Source organism: Saccharopolyspora halophila, from assembly GCF_039531955.1.
Lineage (GTDB): Bacteria > Actinomycetota > Actinomycetes > Mycobacteriales > Pseudonocardiaceae > Saccharopolyspora > Saccharopolyspora halophila.
The window spans coordinates 66,176-87,234 of sequence record NZ_BAAARA010000023.1 but is presented as its reverse complement, the minus strand read 5'-3'; the positions used below and the strand labels follow the sequence as shown (position 1 = coordinate 87,234).

18 protein-coding genes and 1 pseudogene are annotated in these 21,059 nt (G+C 69.7%); 13 read left to right on the top strand and 6 right to left on the bottom strand.

Annotated features, from left to right (window positions below):
* Window positions 1–131 precede the first annotated feature (131 nt).
* Entirely contained in the window at window positions 132–977 is an 846-nt protein-coding gene (locus tag ABD289_RS23420; RefSeq protein WP_344137108.1) for a helix-turn-helix domain-containing protein, read from the top strand.
* An 8-nt stretch (window positions 978–985) separates the two neighbouring features.
* Window positions 986–1,189, top strand: coding sequence for a DUF397 domain-containing protein (locus ABD289_RS23415; RefSeq protein ID WP_344137105.1), 204 nt, complete (start codon window positions 986–988; stop codon window positions 1,187–1,189).
* Window positions 1,190–1,278: 89 nt separating this feature from the next.
* Here the strand turns inward: ABD289_RS23415 and ABD289_RS23410 are convergent, their stop codons facing one another.
* Window positions 1,279–2,064: an SAM-dependent methyltransferase gene (locus tag ABD289_RS23410; RefSeq protein ID WP_344137102.1), complete on the bottom strand. Its 786-nt coding sequence runs from the start codon at window positions 2,062–2,064 to the stop codon at window positions 1,279–1,281.
* A gap of 113 nt (window positions 2,065–2,177) precedes the next feature.
* On the opposite strand from ABD289_RS23410, the gene ABD289_RS23405 reads away from it, so the two are divergent.
* Together ABD289_RS23405 and ABD289_RS23400 are read left to right on the top strand one after the other, a co-directional pair.
* Window positions 2,178–2,924: an RNA-guided endonuclease TnpB family protein gene (locus ABD289_RS23405; protein ID WP_344137099.1), complete on the top strand. Its 747-nt coding sequence runs from the start codon at window positions 2,178–2,180 to the stop codon at window positions 2,922–2,924.
* Between the two features lie 17 nt (window positions 2,925–2,941).
* A complete protein-coding gene (locus ABD289_RS23400; RefSeq protein ID WP_344137096.1) occupies window positions 2,942–4,669 on the top strand; it encodes a flavin-containing monooxygenase in 1,728 nt (575 codons plus the stop codon).
* Window positions 4,670–4,768: 99 nt separating this feature from the next.
* Here ABD289_RS23400 and ABD289_RS25420 read toward each other — a convergent pair.
* Both ABD289_RS25420 and recQ read right to left on the bottom strand, forming a co-directional pair.
* Window positions 4,769–4,900, bottom strand: a pseudogene (locus ABD289_RS25420) (MmyB family transcriptional regulator); the annotation flags it as partial.
* A 194-nt stretch (window positions 4,901–5,094) separates the two neighbouring features.
* Window positions 5,095–6,963: a DNA helicase RecQ gene (gene recQ, locus ABD289_RS23390; protein WP_344137090.1), complete on the bottom strand. Its 1,869-nt coding sequence runs from the start codon at window positions 6,961–6,963 to the stop codon at window positions 5,095–5,097.
* 203 nt (window positions 6,964–7,166) lie between these two features.
* Here recQ and ABD289_RS23385 point away from each other — a divergent pair, with 203 nt between their 5' ends.
* The 4 genes from ABD289_RS23385 (at window position 7,167) to ABD289_RS23370 (ending at window position 11,138) form a co-directional block, all read left to right on the top strand.
* The gene (locus ABD289_RS23385) at window positions 7,167–8,267 is read left to right on the top strand and encodes an LLM class flavin-dependent oxidoreductase (RefSeq protein WP_344137087.1); all 1,101 of its coding nucleotides are present in this window, start codon (window positions 7,167–7,169) and stop codon (window positions 8,265–8,267) included.
* Complete coding sequence (locus ABD289_RS23380) at window positions 8,264–8,860, top strand: FMN reductase (protein ID WP_344137084.1); 597 nt, start codon at window positions 8,264–8,266, stop codon at window positions 8,858–8,860. Before ABD289_RS23385 ends, ABD289_RS23380 begins: the two co-directional genes overlap by 4 nt.
* 285 nt (window positions 8,861–9,145) lie before the next feature.
* The gene (locus ABD289_RS23375; RefSeq protein ID WP_344137081.1) at window positions 9,146–9,523 is read left to right on the top strand and encodes a nuclear transport factor 2 family protein; all 378 of its coding nucleotides are present in this window, start codon (window positions 9,146–9,148) and stop codon (window positions 9,521–9,523) included.
* A gap of 250 nt (window positions 9,524–9,773) precedes the next feature.
* On the top strand, window positions 9,774–11,138 hold the full coding sequence (locus ABD289_RS23370; RefSeq protein ID WP_344137078.1) for a type I glutamate--ammonia ligase: 1,365 nt from the start codon (window positions 9,774–9,776) through the stop codon (window positions 11,136–11,138).
* Window positions 11,139–11,160: 22 nt separating this feature from the next.
* On the opposite strand, the gene ABD289_RS23365 is transcribed toward ABD289_RS23370, so the two are convergent.
* On the bottom strand, window positions 11,161–12,507 hold the full coding sequence (locus tag ABD289_RS23365; protein WP_344137075.1) for a DUF2252 domain-containing protein: 1,347 nt from the start codon (window positions 12,505–12,507) through the stop codon (window positions 11,161–11,163).
* Window positions 12,508–12,658: 151 nt separating this feature from the next.
* Here ABD289_RS23365 and ABD289_RS23360 point away from each other — a divergent pair, with 151 nt between their 5' ends.
* The 5 genes from ABD289_RS23360 to ABD289_RS23340 all read left to right on the top strand — a co-directional run bounded on the left by ABD289_RS23360 (window position 12,659) and on the right by ABD289_RS23340 (window position 18,337).
* Window positions 12,659–13,075 (top strand): nitroreductase family deazaflavin-dependent oxidoreductase, encoded by a 417-nt coding sequence (locus ABD289_RS23360; RefSeq protein WP_344137072.1) that lies wholly within the window; start codon window positions 12,659–12,661, stop codon window positions 13,073–13,075.
* A 74-nt stretch (window positions 13,076–13,149) separates the two neighbouring features.
* Window positions 13,150–14,334 carry a TetR/AcrR family transcriptional regulator gene (locus ABD289_RS23355; RefSeq protein WP_344137069.1) on the top strand — a complete coding sequence of 395 codons (1,185 nt, stop codon included), beginning with the start codon at window positions 13,150–13,152 and terminating at the stop codon, window positions 14,332–14,334.
* Between the two features lie 271 nt (window positions 14,335–14,605).
* The gene (locus ABD289_RS23350; RefSeq protein ID WP_344137066.1) at window positions 14,606–16,246 is read left to right on the top strand and encodes an acyl-CoA carboxylase subunit beta; all 1,641 of its coding nucleotides are present in this window, start codon (window positions 14,606–14,608) and stop codon (window positions 16,244–16,246) included.
* 13 nt (window positions 16,247–16,259) lie between these two features.
* On the top strand, window positions 16,260–16,499 hold the full coding sequence (locus ABD289_RS23345) for an acyl-CoA carboxylase epsilon subunit (protein ID WP_344137063.1): 240 nt from the start codon (window positions 16,260–16,262) through the stop codon (window positions 16,497–16,499).
* Window positions 16,500–16,570: 71 nt separating this feature from the next.
* Complete coding sequence (locus ABD289_RS23340; protein ID WP_344137378.1) at window positions 16,571–18,337, top strand: acetyl/propionyl/methylcrotonyl-CoA carboxylase subunit alpha; 1,767 nt, start codon at window positions 16,571–16,573, stop codon at window positions 18,335–18,337.
* A gap of 156 nt (window positions 18,338–18,493) precedes the next feature.
* On the opposite strand, the gene ABD289_RS23335 is transcribed toward ABD289_RS23340, so the two are convergent.
* A complete protein-coding gene (locus ABD289_RS23335; RefSeq protein ID WP_344137060.1) occupies window positions 18,494–20,326 on the bottom strand; it encodes a CocE/NonD family hydrolase in 1,833 nt (610 codons plus the stop codon).
* Between the two features lie 50 nt (window positions 20,327–20,376).
* On the bottom strand, window positions 20,377–20,997 hold the full coding sequence (locus ABD289_RS23330) for a FadR/GntR family transcriptional regulator (protein ID WP_344137058.1): 621 nt from the start codon (window positions 20,995–20,997) through the stop codon (window positions 20,377–20,379).
* Window positions 20,998–21,059: the final 62 nt, after the last annotated feature.

Genomic DNA, 21,059 nt, shown 5'->3' with positions numbered 1-21,059 from the left:
GACCGCGATCACCGCATCTCGGTCGGGAACATAGCGGTAGCGGAAGGCCGTTGTGGGAATTCCCAACACGGATTCGCCCGAAGTGATTACGGTGCGTGACACGGGCTTCGGGTGACGGCAAGATCCACAGCATGGTCACCGCAGAAGCGCTCAATCCCGCCGTGCGGCGGGTTCAACTGGGGATCGTGCTGCGCCTGCTGCGCGAGCGCGCCGGCGCGAAGCCGAAGGAGGTCGCCCCGCAGCTTGGCTGGTACGTGGCCAAGGTGACCAAGTTGGAGAAGGGCGACGTCACCATCAGCCTCCCCGAGATCGACAGGCTGATCGAGCTCTACGGAGTTCAGGGCGAAGAAGCGGAGAAGGTCCGCCGCCTCGGTGCCGAAGCTCGCAAACGGGATCGGCCGTCGCGAGTCCCGGACTGGGGTCAGACGTACGTCGCCCTGGAAGCAGCGGCAAGCGAGGTCAAGTTCTACGACGGGGAAGTCGTGCCTGGGATGTTGCAAACGGCGGGCTATGCCCGGGCGATTCTGGGGAACTCGCTCGCCAACACGCCGGACGAGATCGAGACGCGGGTTGCCGAGCGAGTGCAGCGTTGTGACCGGTTGAGTTCTCCTGAGGCGCCTTCGCTCTGGGTTGTTCTGGGTGAGGCCGTGCTGTACCGGGAGGTCGGTGGCCCTGAAGTCCTTCGTGCGGAACTTCGGCAGCTGCTGGAGCTCGGCGGGCGCAGGAACGTGACTATCCAGATCCTCCCGTTCAAATCGGGGGAACACGTCGCCATGGGGGCATCGTTCACCCTGCTGCACCTGGCAGATCCGGTCGCCACCTTCGCCTACCTGGAAGGTCTCACGGATGCCGATTACCTGGACCGAGCGCATCACACGGCAATGTACGGCGAGGTTTTCGATAGGCTGAGGGTTGCGGCGCTTGGTGACCGGGAATCGGCGAAGCTGCTGCAGCGCCGCATCGAGGAGTTGACTTAGGAGGCGCTATGCGAGCCCCGGACCTCGGCCAAGTGGCTTGGCGAAAGCCCAGCCGCAGCACTGGAAATCACAACTGCGTCGAGGTCGCGTCTCTCGAGGACGCCCGGGCTGTTCGCGACAGCAAGGACCCCGATGGTGTTGCCTTCGTCTTCGGGAGCTCGGCCTGGAAGTCGTTCCTGGCGGAGGTCAAGGCCGGGCGATTGGACGGCTGAGCGTCGGTCTCAGCTGATCTCGGACGTCTCACCGGAGATCGTTCTCCGGTCGAGGAACGATCTCCGGCGAAGCCGGTCTCCCGGCCGTGTCAGGGCTTTCGGGCGACGATCGCGTACTGGGGGATGTCGCTGGGCTTGCCGCCCTGGACGTCCGGGCGCCAGTCCGCGCAGGAGACCAGTCCCGGTTCGAGGACCTCGAGACCGAGGTCGTTGACGAAGGCGTCGATGTCCTCGCCCGCGCGAGCGGTGATCGCGGGGGTGGCGTTCTCGTTCCAGAAGGCCATCGCCTCGCGGTTGGCCTCGCCGCCCAGCTCGGTCGTGGGGTGCGAGATGGCCACGTAGCTGCCGCTGGGGACCGCCTCGACCAGGTGCCGAACCGTGGCCGCCGCCTTCTCGGTGTCGACGATGAAGTTGAGGACGCCGAGCAGCATGACCCCGACCGGCTTGCTGAAGTCGAGGGTGCGGGCGGCCGTCCGGACGATGGCCTCCGGGTCGTGGGCGTCGGCCTCGATGTAGTCCGTGCGTCCCTCGGGGGTGCTGGTCAGCAGCGCGCGGGCGTGGGTGAGCACCAGCGGATCGTTGTCGACGTAGACGATGTGTGCGGCCGGGTTGATCTGCTGCGCGACCTGGTGGGTGTTGTCCGCGGTGGGCAGGCCGGTGCCGATGTCCAGGAACTGGTCGATGTCCGCTTCGCCCGCAAGGTGGCGCACGACCCGGCGCAGGAAGGCGCGGTCGGCTTGGGCGACCTCGGCGATCGACGGGAACATGCTGATCACGTGCTCGCCGACCTGGCGGTCCACCTCGTAGTGGTCCTTGCCGTTCAGCCAGTAGTTCCAGACCCGCGCGTTGTGCGCGACCGTCGTGTCGATGCTCATGGGAACTCCAATCGGCGGAAGCCCTCTGCCTTCGGGTGGGGGAGGAGCCGGTCTCGAGTGGTGCGTGGTGACCACCCGAGATCGGTGCCTACAAGTTGACATGCCTGTGAGACATGGGTGGGGCGGAGGTGGGCGGGCGTACGAGTACCGCTTCTGTCCGACCGATGCGCAGCGGCAGAAGTCGCCGCGCAGGTTCGGTCGCGTCCCGCCGGAAGGTCGCCCGCGTGCGCGCGCGCATCACCGACCGCGGGCGGGATCATCTGCACGAGGTCACCACTCGACTCGTCCGCGAGAACCAAACGGTCGTGATCGAGGACCTCGACGTGCGCGGGACGCTGGGCAACGGCACGTTCGTGCGCGCGATCTCGGACGCCTCGTGGTCGCAGTCGCGCACCGTGCTGGAGTGCGAGGCTTCCCGCGACGGCCGCGAGGTGATCGCGGTCGACCAGTGGTTCCCCTCCAGCGAGACGTGCTCGGTGTGCGGTCGGCTCACCGGGAAGATGCCGCGAAACGTCCGTACGTGGACCTGTTCCGGGTGCGAGACCACGCACGACCGCGACGTCAATGCCGCGAAGAACATCTTGGCCGCCGGGCTGGCGGTGTCGGCCCGTGGGGCCGGTGTCAGACCTCAACGGGAGTCCTCCCGGACGGGGCAGTCGGCGGTGAAGCAGGAACCATCGGGAGGAGCCCGATGGAAAACCCCGCCCTCAGGCGGAGGAGAAGGTCAAGGGTCCGCTTCCTGCGTGCGCGGAGACGTGTGGGTCACGGCGAGTGTAGCCGTGTTGATCAATGGTGCGGTTTCGTTTCGGGGGCGCGGTTCGTCCCGGTTCTCGGTCGGCTGGTTTAATTCAGTCAGCTGACTTAAATGGGAGGGATCATGCTCGACTCCGAGATCGAGGAACTGCGAGCCCGCTACCGGGCCGAGCGCGACAAGCGACTGCGGCCGGACGGTGCGCGTCAGTACGTCGCCCCCGAAGGCGACTTCGGCTACTACGTGGAGGACCCCTACGCCGAGGAGATCCAGCGCGAGCCGCTGACCGACGAGGTCGAGGCGCTGGTCATCGGCGGCGGTCTGGGCGGATTGCTGGCCGGGACGCGGCTGCGGCAGGCCGGGGTGGACTCGATCCGCGTCGTGGAGAAGGGCGGCGACGTCGGCGGCACCTGGTACTGGAACCGCTACCCGGGCGTGCGCTGCGACATCGAGTCCTACATCTACCTCCCGCTGCTGGAGGAGACCGGTTTCGTGCCCAGCGAGCGCTACTCCAGGGGCGAGGAGATCCGGCGGCACGCGCAGCGCATCGCCAAGCACTTCGACCTCTACCGCGACGCCTGCTTCCAGACCGAGGTCAGCGAGATGGCCTGGGACGAGTCGGCGCTGCGCTGGACGGTGCGCACCGACCGCGGCGACGAGATGCGCGCCAAGTACGTGATCATCTCCAGCGGACCGTTCAGCCGTCCCAAGCTGCCCGGGATTCCCGGCATCGACGACTACCGCGGGCACACCTTCCACACCTCCCGCTGGGACTACGGCTACACCGGTGGCGACCAGTACGGCGGAATGGACCGGCTCGCCGACAAGCGCGTCGCGCTCATCGGCACCGGGGCTACCGCGATCCAGGTCGTGCCCGCAGTGGCCGAGGACGCCGAACGGCTCCTGGTCTTCCAGCGCACGCCCTCGGCCGTGGACGTGCGCGGCAACGCGCCCACCGATCCCGAGTGGGCCGCGAGCCTCGACCCCGGATGGCACCAGCGCCGGCGGGACAACTTCCTGCGCGTCGTGCACGGCAAGGGCGGAGACGACGAACAGGTCGACGCCTGGGGCGAGCTCACCCGCTACAGCCGGGCCGAAACCGGTGACGATCCGGAGCTGCGCGCGGAGATCGCCGATCACCGGAAGATGAGCGCCCTGCGCGCCCGCGTCGACGAGGTGGTCTCCGATCCCGCCACCGCCGAGGCGCTCAAGCCCTGGTACCGGCACGTGTGCAAGCGACCGACCTTCAGCGACGAGTACCTGCAGGCCTTCAACCGGGACGACGTCGAGCTGATCAGCACCGCCGGGCACGGCGTCGAGCGCATCACCGAGAACGGCATCGTCGTCGACGGCGTCGAGCACGTCGTCGACTGCATCGTCTTCGCCACCGGCTTTGACGTGGGCGCGGGGCATCCGGCCTTCGCGGGCACGCCGATCCGCGGCCGCGAGCGCACCCTCGCGGAGCACTGCGCGCGCGGGCTGCGCAGCCTGCACGGCCTGACCAGCAACGGGTTCCCGAACCTGTTCTGCCTGGGTGTGGGCCAGAACGCGGTCTCGGTGAACTTCTCGCACGTGCTCGACGAGCAGGCCGTGCACGTCGCCGGGCTCGTCGGGCAGGCCGAAGCGCGCGGGGCGCGGTGCATCGAACCCACCGAGCGAGCCGAGCAGGCGTGGGTCGACCGGATGGAGCGGGAGGCCCTCCCCATCGACGTGCTCGCCGAGTGCACCCCGGGGTATTACAACTCGGAAGGTCAGCTCACCCGGAAGCGACCGGGATACGCCGGTGACGCGCTGGAGTTCTCCGAGCTGCTCCGGCAGTGGCGGGAGACCTCGTTGCACGAAGTCCTGCGATGAGCGGGCCGGCACCGACCGGGTTCCGATGACCTGCAGCGGGTTCTCGCGGGAATCGGTGCCCTCGGCGGGGAAGTGGGCCAGCGGCCTGGTGTCGGCGTCCGGCGTGAGCGTTTCGCAGCTCAGGTGCAGGTCGCCGACCACCGGGTGCAGCAGGCGCTTCCGGTCCTGGTGGACGGAGACCTCGTGCCGCTCCCAGGGGTCGGAAATCCCGGTTGCGCAGGGCGAGGGCATCCTGCCGGTGATCGGCGCGCGGCGCCTCGACCAGGTCGAGACCATGATCGAAAGCACCCGCGTGATGTTAGGCGACGCGGAACCCGCCCGGCTCGAGGAACTCGTACCGGGCGGTGCGGCCCGAGGCGATCGCTACCGGGTCATGGCCGATTCGAACAGCGAGCGCTGACGAGCGAGCCCGGTGACCGCGCCGGTCACTCCTCCTCCGGTGCGGCCAGCGCGGCGAGAACGGCTTGCCCGTAGCGGTTGAGCTTGCCCTCGCCGACACCGCTGATCGCGGCCAGCTCGTCCAGCGTGGTCGGCTGCACGGCCGCGATCTGCCGCAGCGTCGCGTCGTGGAAGATGATGAACGGAGCCTTGCCCTCCTCGCGGGCCGTCTCCATCCGCCAGGCGCGCAGCTTCTGGAACACCGGCTCGGCCTCGTCCGGCATCTCCTGCGGTGCGCGCTTGGTGTCCTTGGCCTTCGCCTTGGCCTGCGGGGTGCGCTTGGGTTCGGTGCGCAACCAGACCTGGCGCGGGTCCTCCCGGCGCAGCACCTCGCCGCTGACGTCGGTGAGCACCAGCGTGCCGTAGTCGCCCTCGACGGCCAGCAGACCTTGCGCGAGCAGCTGCCGGATGACCCCGCGCCACTCGTTGTCGCCGAGATCGGAGCCCACGCCGAAGACGCTGAGCTCGGCGTGCTGGAACTGCTCGACCTTGGTGGTGTTCTTGCCGCGCAGGATGTCGATGATCTGCCCGGCGCCGAACTTCTGGTTGCGCTCGCGCTTGAGCCGCACGATCGTCGACAGCAGCTTCTGCGCGGCGACCGTGCCGTCCCAGGACTCCGGCGGGGTGAGGCACGTGTCGCAGTTGCCGCACGGCTGGGCGGCGTCCTGGCCGAAGTAGGCGAGCAGCCTGCTGCGCCGGCACTCGACCGTTTCGCACAGGGCCAGCATCGAGTCCAGGTGCCTGCCCAGCATCCGGCGGTGCGCCTCGTCGCCGTCGGAGTTGTCGATCATCTTGCGCTGCTGCATGACGTCCTGCAGGCCGTAGGCCATCCAGGCCGTCGACGGCAGCCCGTCGCGGCCCGCGCGCCCGGTCTCCTGGTAGTAGCCCTCGATCGACTTGGGCAGGTCCAGGTGCGCCACGAACCGGACATCGGGCTTGTCGATGCCCATGCCGAAGGCGATGGTCGCGACCATGACCACGCCGTCCTCGCGGAGGAACCGGGACTGGTGCTCGGCTCGGGTGGGCTTGTCCAGCCCCGCGTGGTACGGCAGCGCATTGATCCCGTTGGAGCTCAGGAACTCGGCGGTGCGCTCCACCTCGGCCCGCGAGAGCCGGTAGACGATGCCCGCGTCCCCGGGGTGCTCGTCCTGCAGCAGCTTGAGCAGCTGCTTGCGCGGGTCGTTCTTCGGCGCGATCCGGTACTGGATGTTGGGGCGATCGAAGTCGGCGACGAAGTGCCGCGCCTCGGTCAGCTGCAGCCGCTCGGCGATCTCCTCGCGGGTGGCCGGGGTGGCCGTGGCCGTCAGCGCGATGCGCGGCACGTCCGGGTAGCGCCGGTGCAGCACCGACAGCTCCAGGTAGTCCGGGCGGAAGTCGTGGCCCCACTGCGCCACGCAGTGCGCCTCGTCGATGGCGAACACCGACACCTCGCCCCGGTCGAGCAGGTCCAGCGTGGTGTCCAGCTTGAGCCGTTCCGGGGCCAGGTAGAGCACGTCCAGCTCGCCCGCCAGGAATGCCTGCTCGGTGCTGCGGCGTTGCGCGTGGTCCTGCGTCGAGTTGAGGAAGCCCGCGCGCACGCCGAGCTCCTCGAGCGCGTCCACCTGGTCCTGCATCAGCGCGATCAGCGGCGAGACCACCACGCCCACGCCCGGCCGCACCAAAGCGGGGATCTGGTAGCACAGCGACTTGCCGCCGCCGGTGGGCATCAGCACCAGGGCGTCGCCGCCGCTGACGACGTGCCCGATGATCTCCTGCTGGGTGCCGCGGAACGAGTCGTAGCCGAACACCCGCCGCAGCACGTCGACGGGGTTCGCCTGGTCGGTCGCGGTCGCTGAAGCGAGTTCGGGGGAGGCCACGACGGGGATCTTACGCAGCGATCCCGACGGCCTCGGGGCCCGTACATCGCCGGTGAGTCGGGTACCCGGTGCGCGCATGTGATTTGCGTCGCTCGGGGGAGGTGGCTGCCTACCGCGGGAATGCCTCCCGGTGCAGAATCGTTCGTGGAAGTAGTTGAACCTCGAAATAGCCGGCTCGGGGTCGCGTCAGCAGGGGAGTTCACATGCAGTTCGGGGTTTTCTCGGTCAGCGACGTCACGACTGACCCGACCAACGGCCGGACCCCCTCCGAAGCCGAGCGGATCCAGGCCATGGTGCGGATCGCGCTCAAGGCCGAGGAGGTCGGTCTCGACGTCTTCGCCACCGGTGAGCACCACAACCCGCCGTTCGTGGCTTCCTCGCCGACGACCATGCTCGGCTACATCGCGGCCCGGACCGAGCGCATCACGCTGTCGACCTCGACGACGCTGATCACCACCAACGACCCGGTGAAGATCGCCGAGGACTTCGCGATGCTGCAGCACCTGGCGGGCGGTCGCGTCGACCTGATGATGGGCCGCGGCAACACCGGCCCGGTCTACCCGTGGTTCGGCCAGGACATCCGCCAGGGCATCCCGCTGGCGGTGGAGAACTACGCGCTGCTGCACCGGTTGTGGCGCGAGGACGTGGTCGACTGGGAGGGCAAGTTCCGCACCCCGCTGCAGTCGTTCACCGCGACCCCGCGGCCGCTGGACGGCGTGCCGCCGTTCGTCTGGCACGGCTCGATCCGCTCGCCCGAGATCGCCGAGCAGGCCGCCTACTACGGCGACGGGTTCTTCCACAACAACATCTTCTGGCCCGCCGAGCACACCAAGCGCATGGTCCGGCTCTACCGGCAGCGCTACGAGTACTACGGGCACGGCAAGGCCGATCAGGCCGTCGTCGGCCTCGGCGGGCAGGTGTTCATGCGCAAGAACTCGCAGGACGCCGTCGAGGAGTTCCGCCCGTACTTCAACGACGCCCCGGTCTACGGCGGCGGACCGTCGCTGGAGGAGTTCAGCGAGGCCACCCCGCTGACCGTCGGCAGCCCGCAGCAGGTCATCGACCGCACGCTGGGCTTCCGCGAGAGCGTGGGCGACTACCAGCGCCAGCTGTTCCTGATGGACCACGCGGGCCTGCCGCTCAAGACCGTGCTGGAGCAGCTCGACATCCTCGGCGAGGAGGTCGTCCCGGTGCTGCGCGAGGAGTTCGCCAAGCTCAAGCCCGCCCACGTGCCGGAGGCGCCCACCCACCAGTCCCTGCTGGCCGCCAAGCAGCAGGCCGAGAACGCGGAGGCCGCGAAATGAGGGAACTCGTCGTCATCTCGGCGGGGCTGAGCAACCCGTCGTCGACCCGGATGCTGGCCGACCGGCTCACCGCGGCCACCCAGCGCGGGCTCGAGACGAACGCGCGGGTCGTCGAGCTGCGCGAGCACGCCAAGGACATCGCCAACCACTTCGTCACCGGCTTCCCGAGCCCTGCTCTGGAAGAGGCGCTCGACGCGGTGCGCGGTGCCGACGGGCTGATCGTGGTCTCGCCGATCTTCCAGGCGTCCTACAGCGGGCTGTTCAAGTCCTTCTTCGACCTGTTCGACGCCGAGGACCTCACCGGCAAGCCGGTGCTGATGGGCGCGACCGGTGGTTCGGCGCGGCACTCGCTGGCGCTGGAGCACGCGATGCGGCCGCTGTTCAGCTACCTGCACGCCCTGGTCGTGCCGACCTCGGTGTACGCGGCCTCGGAGGACTGGGCCACCGGTGGCGATGCCACGCTGGCCGACCGCGTCGAGCGGGCGGCGGGCGAGCTCGCCGCCCTGGTGGACAACCGGCCCGCCCCGGCGCGCGAGGACGCCTTCGAGAACCCGATCCCGTTCGAGCAGCTGCTGGCCCAGCAGCACAACTGAGGAGATGTTTCAGCTTGGGGTTTGCGTGGCGGTGCCGGTAGCGGGACCTCAGACGCCGCCGGGCTGCGGGATCCGCGACTTGAGTAGCCACCTGCGCGGCGCTGCGGCTGTCCTCGTCCGACGACGACTGAGAACCCGCAGCGGTGCCGGCTGCGTCCCGCACCGCATGCGGCTTGCGCCGCGTGCCGCAAGGACTGCACAAAACAAGGCACCACCGGCGAGATCCCACCGCTCGCCGCGGTGGGATCTCGCGCTTTCGGCGGTCTCGGGGCCTAGGCTGACGGCGTGGTCGCCGTTCGAGAAGCTCCAGACTGCGGGAACGCTCCGCGCAAGGAAATCCTGCGCGACCTGGTGATCGGTCTCGCCGAAGCGGACGCGGACGCGGTCGTCGGCCTGCTGGCCGAGGACGTCCGCTGGTCGCTGGTCGGCGACGCCGAGCTGGTCGGCGCGGACGCGGTGCGCGACTGGGTCGCAGGACTGCCCGCGGCCGATGAGCTGGTCTTCGAGGCGCTGCTGACCCACGGGCGGCTGGCCGGTGTCGACGGCGCGGTCATCGGGCCCGACGGTGCGCAGGAGGCCTTCTGCCACGTGCTGCACTTCGCCGGAGCGGCCAAGACCGCCAAGATCGTCCGGGTGCGGAGCTACCGCCGCACCTCGCGCTGAGAACGGCTGCGGCCCGGGCGCCGAGGAGCTGTTTGTGGATGCGGCGGCAGCCGCTGTTTCAGGTGTGGGGCTCGGCTCGCACCGCCGCGGGTTCTGGTCGGCTTCGTGGCGAGTACGCCGGGACGCCGCGTATTGGCATACATCAGGAGCGGCGCACGGAGCACGGAGCCACGGAGCCGACCAGGTTCTGCTACCCGCCCCGCCAAGCAAAGCACTTCGTAAACACGCCCCAGGCGACTACCGTGGGTGCATGAGCGGTGATCGCATCCCGGCGCCCGAGCCCGCCTCGCTGCAGGCCGCCTCGGCTCGGTTGCGGGCGCGCGGGGTAGAGCTCGTCGAGCTGTCCTTCGTGGACAACGCGGGCATCGTCCGGGTCAAAAGCGTTCCGCTGTCCCGGCTTTCCGAAGCCGCGCGCTACGGCGTCGGTGCGTCGCCGTGCTTCGAGACCTTCACCTTCGACGACGCGATGCTGCGCGGCGCGCACCTGGGCGGGCCCGATGGCGACCTGCGCGTGGTCCCCGACGTGTCCCGGCTCGTGCCGCTCGCGGCGATGCCCGGGTGGGCGTGGGCCCCCGGGGACAAGTTCGTCCAGGAGGGGTCTCGGTTCGTCGCCTGCCAGCGCGCGTTCGCCGCCGCGCAGGCGGCAGCGGCCGCGGCCGCGGGGCTGCGCGTCGCGGCGGCCTTCGAGCACGAGTGGGCGCTGGCCGTGGCGGGTTCGACCGAGTTCGAGGCCGCGATCAGCGGGTCCGGTTACGGCCAGACCCGGCTGGAAGCGCTCGCCGACTACGGCCGCGATCTGGTGGCAGCGCTGGGCGAGCAGGGCATCGGCGTCGCGCAGTTCCACCCCGAGTACGCGCTCGGCCAGGCCGAGCTCTCGGTGCAGCCCAACGATCCGGTCGGTGCGGCCGACGACGCCGTGCTGGTGCGCCACACGGTCCGCGCGCTCGCGCGTCGGCACGGCTGGCGAGCCAGCTTCGCGCCCTGCCTGGTGCCCGGCGGGCCGGGCTCGGGCGCGCACCTGCACCTCTCGGCTCACGACGCCGACGGGAACCTGCTCGCCGACGGTCCGGGCCGCTACGGCCTGCGTCCGGAAGGCGAGGCGTTCCTGGCCGGGATCCTGCGCGAGCTGCCCGCGCTGGTCGCCATCGGTGCGGGCAACCCGGCCAGCTTCCTGCGCCTGGGGCCTTCGCGGTGGGCCGGCATCTGGCAGGTCTGGGGACGCGAAACCCGGGAGGCGGCCCTGCGGCTGATCACCGGAACGGCGGGCACCGAGACCTGGGCCGCCAACGCCGAAGTGAAGTGCTTCGACGCCACGGCCAACCCGTACTTGGCCGTCGGCGCGGTGATCGCGGCTGGATTGGCGGGTATCCGCGAATCCGCGCGGCTGCCCGCCGAGATCACCGGAGATCCGGCGCTGTCCGCGGGATCGACCGCCCGGCGGTTGCCCGCGAACGCGCAGCAGGCCGCCGACGCGCTGGCGGAATCCGCAGTGCTCGCCGAGGCGCTGGGGCCCGAGCTGCACGACGCCGTCTGCACGGTCCGCCGCGGCGAGGCCGCGCGCTACGCGGAGGCCACCCCCGAGGAGCTCTCCGCGGCCACCCGCTGGGTCTGGTAGCCGCAGCGGGTGGCCGGAGTCATCATCGCGCGGTCGCCGTCACGTTGCCGATCTCGCCGTTGCGGAAGGCGTCCACGAACAGGCGGTAGTCGTCGCGGACCACGTCGGCGTAGGAGAGGGCGAACTCGATCAGCCAGTCGACGAACTCCTGCTGCCGGCCGCCGACGACGTGCATGATCGCGTCCTCGACCTGGAAGGTGACCAGCTCGGCATCCGACTGCGCGTCCGAAACGCAGTGGATCTTGGCCATCGCGCGGCCGAGGTAGTCCACCACCGGCAGGATGTCGGTCGGCTCGGTGAGGTTCTCCCAGTCGAGGTCGGACTCGTAGGGGGAGAGCTCGGAGACGAGGTAGCCGACACCACCGAGCTCGGTGTAGCCCAGCAGCGGGTCGGTGTGCGCCTGCAGGGCGCGCTGCGAAAGGGCGGTGCGGTGGCCGTGGTGCTGGAAGTGGTCGTGAATCCGCGCGTCGGTGACCACCCGCGACGGTGCCGCGACGTTGCCCTGCTTCATCGACAGCACGATGTCGTTCTCCAGGGCCTCGGTCGGACCCTCGATGAGGATGTTGTAGGCGGGCAGACCCGCGCTGCCGATCCCGAAACCGCTGGAGCCGACGACGTCCTTGATCGTGTAGGCGATGTCCTTCATCCGCACTTCCTGCGGAATGGTCTCCAGGTAGTGCTGGAACGCCTCCTCGACCCGGCCGCGTTCCTCGTCGCCGAGCTGCCGGATGTTGGCCCCGCGCCGCATGCGCTGGTCGTAGCCCTCCGCCTCGGTCATCCGGTGCAGCATCTCGGTGCGGCTCTTCAGGCGGCTCTGCTGCAGCACGTCGTGGATGGTTCCGGTGGTGTTGTTCAGCCGCAGCGAGTACTCGGAGTCGTCGGAGCGCTCGGCGAAGTGCCGCACCTGGTCCAGGTACGAGGTGGCGGCGTGCTTGACGAAGGAGACGATGTCGGCGTCCGGCAAGGCCTTGGACCAGCCCAGCAGAGCCAGGCTCGCGGCGAAGCGCTGCAGGTCCCAGGTGAAGTGCCCGAGGTAGGCCTCGTCGAAGTCGTTGACGTCGAAGACCAGCACGCCGGAACCGTTCATGTAGGTGCCGAAGTTCTGCGCGTGCAGGTCGCCCTGGATCCACACCCGGCTGGTGCGCTCATCGGCCCACGGGTCGTCGAGCCGGGCCACGTCGGCGTAGAACAGGCAGGCGCTGCCGCGGTAGAAGGCGAACGGCGAGGCCGCCATCTTGCGGAACTTGGTCCTGAACGCCGCCGGGCTGCGGTCCATCAGCTCGGAGAAGGCGTCGACCAGGACCTCGGAGATCCGGCCGCGGCGCGCGTCGACGTCTGCGACGCTGAGCTTGTCGGCGATTTCGGACATGTGGGTGCGCCCATTTCCTGCGAGGTTGAAACCGAGTGTGCGCAGCCTATCCGAGATTCCGCTGCGCCGAGTCCACTAGGGACGAAGCCGGTCGGCGTGCTCGATCTCGTCTTCGCGAGGACCATCGGGGGCACTACCAGTGGAGGTGCGCATGTCGGAATGGAACGACAAGGTCATCGAGGAGTTCCGCGCCAACCACGGCCGCGTCAGCGGCCCGTTCGAGGGTGCGCCGATGGTGCTGGTGCACCACGTCGGCCGCAAGAGCGGCACCGAACGGGTGAACCCGATGATGTACCTGCCGGGTGAGGACGGGAAGAGCATCTACGTGTTCGCCTCCAAGGCGGGCGCGCCCACCAACCCGGACTGGTACCACAACCTCACCGCTGCGGGCCGGGCTCGCGTGGAGGTCGGTGACGAGGACTACGACGTGCGCGTTCAGGAGCTCACCGGCGCCGAGCGCGACCGCGTCTACGCCGAGCAGGCCCGCCGCTACCCGGGCTTCGCCGATTACGAGGAGAAGGCCCGGGGGCACCGGACCATCCCCGTGCTGGCCCTGCGTCGCGAGTGACGCCCTCGCCGCGGCAACCCGAGGTCCGCCGGGGCCACCGGTCGGTATGCTCCCGGGTCGATCAGGGAGGTTCGATGGCCGAGGTGGGCAACCCGCCCGCGCGGAACACGCGTCCGCGCAACCGCCGGTCGATGATCACTTCGGCGGCCGCCGACCTGTTCTACCGGCGCGGATACGACGGCGTGGCGATGAGCGACATCGCCGAGGCCGTCGGGGTCGGGTCCTCCGCGCTGTACCGGCACTTCAAGGGCAAGCAGGAGCTGCTGACCCAGCTGGTGCTGGATCACCTCCAGCCGTTCACCGAGATCACCGGCGAGATCGACGACGCCGAGGAGACCGTGGGTCGGCTGGCCGCGGCCTCGCTGGACCACCGCCAGCTCGGGGTGCTCTGGCAGCGGGAGTCCCGCCACCTCCCCGCGGAGATGCGCGAGACGCTGCGCGACGAGCTGCGCGGGGTCGCCTCCGGGTTGGCAGCGCTCGTGCGCGCGCTCAACCCGGGCGTCTCCGAGGCGGATGCCCGGTTCCGCGCCTGGTGCACCTTCAGCGTGCTGACCAGCCCGAGCTATCACCAGGTCGAGCTCCCGCGCCGCGACTTCGAGCAGCTGCTGCGCGACATGGTCGTGGTCATCGGGACGCAGCCGCCCCAAGAGCTCGTCGCCCGCCCGACCGCGGGACCGGACCAGCTGTCGTTGTTCACCGGTCGCGCGTCCCGGCGGCGGTTGCTGCTGGCCGCTGCTACCCGGCTGTTCTCCGACGCCGGCTACAGCAAGGTCACCACCGAGGACGTCGGCGCCGCCGCGGGCATCGCCGGGCCGAGCCTCTACAACTACTTCGCCAGCAAGCAGGAGCTGCTCTCCGCGGTGATCACCCGCGGCAACTCCTGGCTCGAGGTCGAGCTCGAACGCACCCTGGCCAGCACCGCCGACCCGGCCGAGGCGCTGCGCGACCTGCTGCGCTCGTACATCGGGTTCGCCTTCGACCACGGCGGCTTCATCGACATCCTGGTCAGCGAGGTCAACCACCTTCCCGACGGGGAGCGGCACCGCGCCCGCCAGACCCAGCACGCCTACGTGGCCGAATGGGTCGGGCTGCTCTGCGAGGCGCGGCCCGCGGTGGACGAGGTGCGCTCGCGGATCCTGGTGCAGGCCGCGCTGACCGCGGCCAACGACATGGCGCGCACCGGGCCCGTGCGCGACCACCGGGCGCTGCGCAGGCTGGGCTCGGCGCTGATGCTGGAGACCCCGGTGACAGGCCTGTGATCCATACCGCGATGTCCGTTGCCCAGTGCGCTACTGGCAATTCACTTAGACATTGAACCCGCAGGCAAAGCTGTTTCTCCGGAATCCTGACGAGCTATCCACCGATCACTTGGACGTTGACTGCGCGGGTCGTGCCGCATTAATCTCCGCGCAGACCGGATCCGCCCGCGCGCCGCGCGGCGAAAAGGTGCGCCCGCGCGCGTCGGTGTGCAGTGCCGACCGCGGGGTGCGGATACTGGACCAGAGCAGGTAACGAGAACAGGTTGGTTGCATGAGCAGCGCGACGGAGCCGGTCGGTGAGCCGCCGGTTGACGTGCCGGACATCCACACGACCGCGGGCAAGCTGGCGGATCTGTACCGGCGGAACGACGAGGCGGTGCACGCCGGCTCGGCGCGCGCGGTTGCCAAGCAGCACGAGAAGGGCAAGAAGACCGCCCGCGAGCGCATCGACATGCTGCTGGACGAGGGCTCGTTCGTCGAGCTCGACGAGCACGCGCGGCACCGCTCCACCAACTTCGGCATGGACTCCAGCCGTCCCTACGGCGACGGCGTGGTGACCGGTTACGGCACCATCGACGGCCGCAAGGTCTGCGTCTTCTCCCAGGACTTCACCGTCTTCGGCGGCTCGCTCGGCGAGGTCTTCGGCGAGAAGATCGTCAAGGCCATGGACCTGGCGCTCAAGACCGGCTGCCCGCTGATCGGGATCAACGACTCGGGCGGCGCCCGCATCCAGGAAGGCGTCGCGGCGCTGGGCCTCTACGCCGAGATCTTCAAGCGCAACACCCACGCCTCCGGTGTCATCCCGCAGATCTCGCTGGTCATGGGTCCGTGCGCGGGCGGGGCCGTGTACTCGCCCGCGATCACCGACTTCACCGTGATGGTCGACAAGACTTCGCACATGTTCATCACCGGACCGGACGTGATCAAGACGGTCACCGGCGAGGACGTCACCTTCGAGGAGCTCGGCGGCGCGCACACGCACAACTCGCGCTCCGGCAACGCGCACTACCTCGCTTCCGACGAGGACGACGCGATCACCTACGTCAAGGACCTGCTGTCGTTCCTGCCGAGCAACAACCTCTCCGAGGCGCCGATCGAGGACGGTGCGGAGATCGAGGCGGGCGCGGTCGCCGACAACATCACCGATGCCGACCGCGAGCTCGACACGCTGGTCCCGGACTCGCCGAACCAGCCCTACGACATGCACGAGGTGATCAACCGCGTCGTCGACGACGAGGAGTTCCTCGAGGTCTCCTCGCTGTTCGCGCCGAACATGATCACCGGCTACGGCCGCGTCGAGGGCAAGCCGGTCGGCGTGGTGGCCAACCAGCCCACCCAGTTCGCGGGCACGCTGGACATCGACGCCAGCGAGAAGGCGGCCCGGTTCGTGCGCACCTGCGACGCGTTCAACATCCCGGTGCTGACCTTCGTCGACGTGCCGGGCTTCCTGCCGGGCACCGACCAGGAGTTCAACGGCATCATCCGGCGCGGCGCCAAGCTGCTCTACGCCTACGCCGAGGCCACCGTCCCGCTGGTCACCGTGATCACCCGCAAGGCCTACGGCGGTGCCTACGACGTGATGGGCTCCAAGCACCTCGGCGCCGACATCAACCTCGCCTGGCCGACCGCGCAGATCGCGGTCATGGGCGCCCAGGGCGCGGTGAACATCCTCTACCGGCGCACCCTGGCGGAGGCGGCCGAAGCCGGTGAGGACGTCGAGGCCGAGCGGGCGCGGTTGCAGCAGGAGTACGAGGACACCCTGTGCAATCCCTACACCGCCGCCGAGCGCGGATACGTCGATTCGGTGATCCCGCCGTCGCACACCCGCGGTCACGTCGCCCGGTCGCTGCGCGTGCTGGCCGACAAGCGGGCCAACCTGCCCGCCAAGAAGCACGGCAACATCCCGCTGTGACGAGGTGGTCTAGATGAGCCAGGACGAAGCCGACCGACCGGTGCTGCGCATCGTGCGGGGCAACCCCGACGACGTCGAGATCGCCGCGCTGACAGCGGCACTGGCCGGGGCTGCCGCCGCGCAGCCCGCGGCGGAACCGGCCGAGCCGATGTCGCTGTGGGCCGACCGCGACGCCGCGCTGCGCCACCCGGCCGGACGCCGCCCGCTGCGTCCCGGCCCCAACGCCTGGCGCGCGTCCGGGATGCCCGGCTGATGCGCCGCGCCGACGAAGAGATTTCCCATGCAGCTCCGGCGTCGCGCCGGGAATTTTAGGAGTTGACCACTGTGGACGTGACGCCGATCAGCAAGGTCCTGATCGCCAACCGCGGTGAGATCGCGGTGCGGGTCATCCGCGCCTGCAAGGACGAGGGCATCGCCTCGGTCGCGATCTACGCCGAGCCCGACGCCGACGCCCAGCACGTGCGGCTGGCCGACGAGGCCTTCGCGCTGGGCGGTTCGACGCCCGGTGAGTCCTACCTCAACATCGACAAGGTCGTCGAGGTCGCCAAGCGCGCAGGCGCCGACGCGGTGCACCCAGGTTACGGTTTCCTGTCCGAGAACGCGGATTTCGCCCAGGCCGTGCAGGACGCCGGCCTGATCTGGATCGGCCCGTCGCCGCAGGCGATCCGCGACCTCGGTGACAAGGTCACCGCCCGGCACATCGCCACCCGCGCGGGCGCGCCGCTGGTGCCCGGCACCAAGGACCCGGTCTCCGGTTCGGACGCGGTGGTCGCCTTCGCCGAGGAGCACGGGCTTCCGGTGGCGATCAAGGCCGCGTTCGGCGGTGGCGGGCGCGGCCTGAAGGTCGCCCGCACCATGGAGGAGATCCCGGAGTTCTACGACTCCGCGGTGCGCGAGGCCGAGAGCGCCTTCGGGCGCGGCGAGTGCTTCGTCGAGCGCTACCTGGACCGGCCCCGGCACGTCGAGGCGCAGGTGCTCGCCGACCAGCACGGCAACGTGGTGGTGGTCGGCACCCGCGACTGCTCGCTGCAGCGCAGGCACCAGAAGCTGGTCGAGGAGGCCCCGGCGCCGTTCCTGAGCGAGGACCAGCGCAGCCGGATTCACGAGGCCGCCCGATCGATCTGCGCCGAGGCGGGGTACTACGGCGCGGGTACCGTGGAGTTCCTGGTCGGGCAGGACGGCACCATCTCGTTCCTCGAGGTCAACACCCGGCTGCAGGTCGAGCACCCGGTCTCCGAGGAGACCACCGGAATCGACCTGGTTCGCGAGCAGTTCCGCATCGCCGAGGGCGAGAAGCTGGAGTACGACGGGGACCCGCAACCGCGCGGCCACTCCATCGAGTTCCGGATCAACGGTGAGGACGCGGGCCGCAACTTCCTGCCCGCCCCGGGCACGGTGACGAAGTTCGTGGCCCCGCAGGGGCCGGGCGTGCGCATCGACGCCGGTGTGGAGAGCGGCAGCGTGATCGGCGGGCAGTTCGACTCGCTGCTGGCCAAGATCATCGTGACCGGCGCAGACCGGCAGGAGGCGCTGCAGCGCTCCCGCCGGGTGCTCGACGAGCTCGTCGTCGAGGGCATGGCGACCGTGGTGCCGTTCCACCAGGTGATCCTGCGCGATCCGGCCTTCGTCGGCGAGGACGGCTTCACCGTGCACACCCGCTGGATCGAGACCGAGTTCGACAACACCATCGAACCGTTCACCGGCGGCGCCGAGGTCGCCGAGGAGTCCGCGGAGCGCCAGACCGTCATGGTCGAGGTCGGTGGGCGCAGGCTCGAGGTCTCGCTGCCCGCCGGGTTCGCCGCTCCGTCGGCGGCGCCCGCGGGCAAGGAGAAGAAGGCGCGCAAGCGCACCGCGGGCAAGGGCGGCTCCGCGGCCTCGGGCGACGCGGTCACCGCCCCGATGCAGGGCACCATCGTCAAGGTCGCCGTCACCGAGGGCCAGGAGGTCGCCGAGGGCGAGCAGATCGCGGTCCTGGAGGCCATGAAGATGGAGAACCCGGTCAACGCCCACAAGTCCGGCACGATCACCGGTCTCGAAGCGACCCCGGGCGACTCGGTCTCCCAGGGCGCCTCCCTCTGCGAGATCAAGTAACCCGATCCCGAAGCGGCCCCGCACCCACCACTAGAACCCAAGCACAGGGCGCGGGGCCGCTCACTTCGGTCACCCGTGACAGTTTTGCCTAAAACTGCAAGCAGTTGGCGCCCGAAATGTCCGGACAGTTTTAGGCAAAACTGTCACCTCGCCCGATCAGTCGAGGGTGGGGAGGGTGATGTGCGAGGGGTTTTGCGGGGTGGTGTGGATCGTCAGCGGGGAGAGGGCCGCTGGCAGGTCGCGGACCGTTGGCAGCAGGTGCGGGACGTCGTAGGCCTGGATGGCCACACGGAGCTTGCTGCCCGGCGGGATGACCGCGCCGGTGGGGAAGATCTCGACGTCGATCGGTTCGGGCCTGCCGGGTTGCATCACCGACTGGGCTTCCTTCGTGAACGGGTGGAACGGCTGGATGAGCTCCCCGTCGAGATAGCGCGACTTCGACTCGTCCAGCGCGCGGTGCGAGAGGACCTGCCAGCCGCCGGTGAGACGGTCCACCTCGCCGTCCGGGGACACCGCCGACACCGAGACCGACAACATGCCGTTGCCGGTGGGCGTGGACGTGTTGAGGTGCGCGTTGATCGGACCGCGGAGGCGCAACGGCCGGTCGACGGGCGCTGTTTCGAAGACCGCCCCGGTGGTGTCGTTGAGCCGGTTGTCCTCGCAGAGCGCGCCGACGCCCACCGCGTTGGGCAGTCCCGCGGTCCACTGGTTGGCCGAGCGAGTGCACAGCCCGGAGACCGGCACCGGCGCGACGGGGCTGGCCCCGTCGTCGGCGTCGCCCGCGGTCAGCGCCCCCGGCCGTCCCGGCAAGGAGCTCCCGGAGAGGTTGAACGTGGTGGCGCGCTGCTCGCCGATCCAGTCCTGCGCGTGCCGCCACTCGCCGGAGCCGATCTCGTGGTAGGTCAGCGGCGGGATGTCGCTCAGGCCCGGATCCGGGACGCCCTTGACGTAGTGGTCGAACCAGCGCAGCTGGAGCTCCTGCAACGTGCCGTGGCCGGCTTCGGCGATCGCCGAACCGGAACTGGCCTGCAGGTGGTCCCACGGGCCCAGGATCATCTTGGTCGGGACGCCGTTCTGCCGCAGCCGGTCGAAGATCATCGGCGTGCCGCGCTGGAACAGGTCGTACTCGCCACCGACGAGGAACGTCGGGACGTCGATGTCGTCCACCACGTTGATGGGGGAGCGCTGGGCGTAGAACGGCCCGTCGAAGGCCGCGTTGAGCCCCAGGGTCGCCTCCAGCAGGGTCGGTGCGGTGAAGCTGGTGGCTCCCTTGAGCCGCGAGAGGTACATCTGCAGCGCGTTATCAGGTTCGGCGGGGCCGTAATCGGGTGGGATGACCCCGGTTCCGGTCACCAGCCCCATCCACAGCGGAATGAAGCCGACGTCGAGCGCGCCACCGGAGGCCACCACGTCGCGATAGGTGTCGGCGGCCGGGACCTGCGGGAAGATCGCCTTGAGCCCGGCCGGGCGATGGCTCGCGGCGAACAGCTGGCTGATGCCCATGTAGGACGCGCCGTGCATGCCCACCGATCCGTTGCTCCACGGCCGGCCGCGAGAGGCGGCCCATTCCACGATCTCACCGGAGTCGGTGTTCTCCCGGTCGTCGAAGGCCTGCCAGGAACCGTCCGAACTCCCGGTTCCCCGCGCGTCGACGGTGACGTGCACGTACCCGCGCTTGACGAAGAAGTCCGACGAGCCGCCGATGACGCCGGCGGCGGGACCGTCGAGGGCGTTCTTGTTGTAGGCGGTGATGGTCAGCAGCACGGGGAAGCGTCCCGCGACGGGATCGCCCTCGGCGTCGGCCGGGCGCCGCACGTTGGCGCGCACGACGATGCCGTCGGACATGGTGATCGGGACATCGGTTTCGACTGCGACGCCGGGGAATTGCTCCCCGCGCGCGCCCGGATCGGCGGTGGCGGCTCCGGCACCGGTCAACCCGGCCAAGGCCGTGGTCAGCGCGAGGAGCAGGGCCAACAGGCGTCGTTGCATGAGGACCTCCCAGGGACTCAGAGGAGATCAACGAGCCCGATTCGGCCGGGTTACGCCGGTTCGCCCTCCGAACGCGTTGCGGCGGCGCCGTTCATCGCCTCCCGCGCCCGGACCGGGTCGCCCGCTTCGAGAGCGGCGAGGACCTGCTCGTGCCGTCGCGCGTCCCGGTCGGCATCGATCTTCGCGAACGGCTCGAACATAAGTGGGAGATAGGAATTTCCGCTGGCAGACATGATCGCGCGGTGAAAGGCCTGGTCCGCGGCGGAGAACGCGGCGGCGTCGGGCGCGCTCCGCAGCTCCTGCAGGTGCGCGCGCAGTCGTGCCAGGTCCTCCCCGGTGCGGTTGACCGCAGCGAGCTCCGCGGCGCCGGCCTGCAGGATTCGTCGGGCGTCCAGCAGGTCGCTGTCGGCCGGTCCGCGGCTCGTGGTCGCGCGGATCAGCGGTTCCAGCGAGGTCCAGCGGTCCGGGGTGTTGACGTAGGTGCCGAGCCCGCGCTGGATGCGTACCACGTTCTGCACCCGCAGCGCCTTGATCGCCTCGCGCACCGTCAGCCTGCTGATCGAGAACAGCTCGGCGAGCTCGGGTTCGGAGGGCAGTGCGGTGCCCGGCGGATAGGTTCCATCGATGATCGCTCCGAGGAGCTGCTCGGCAAGTTCATCGGGCAACGACAACGGGCAAACCACCATCCACCTGACATCAGATGGCTCGGGACACTATGTCGTGGTTCACATCG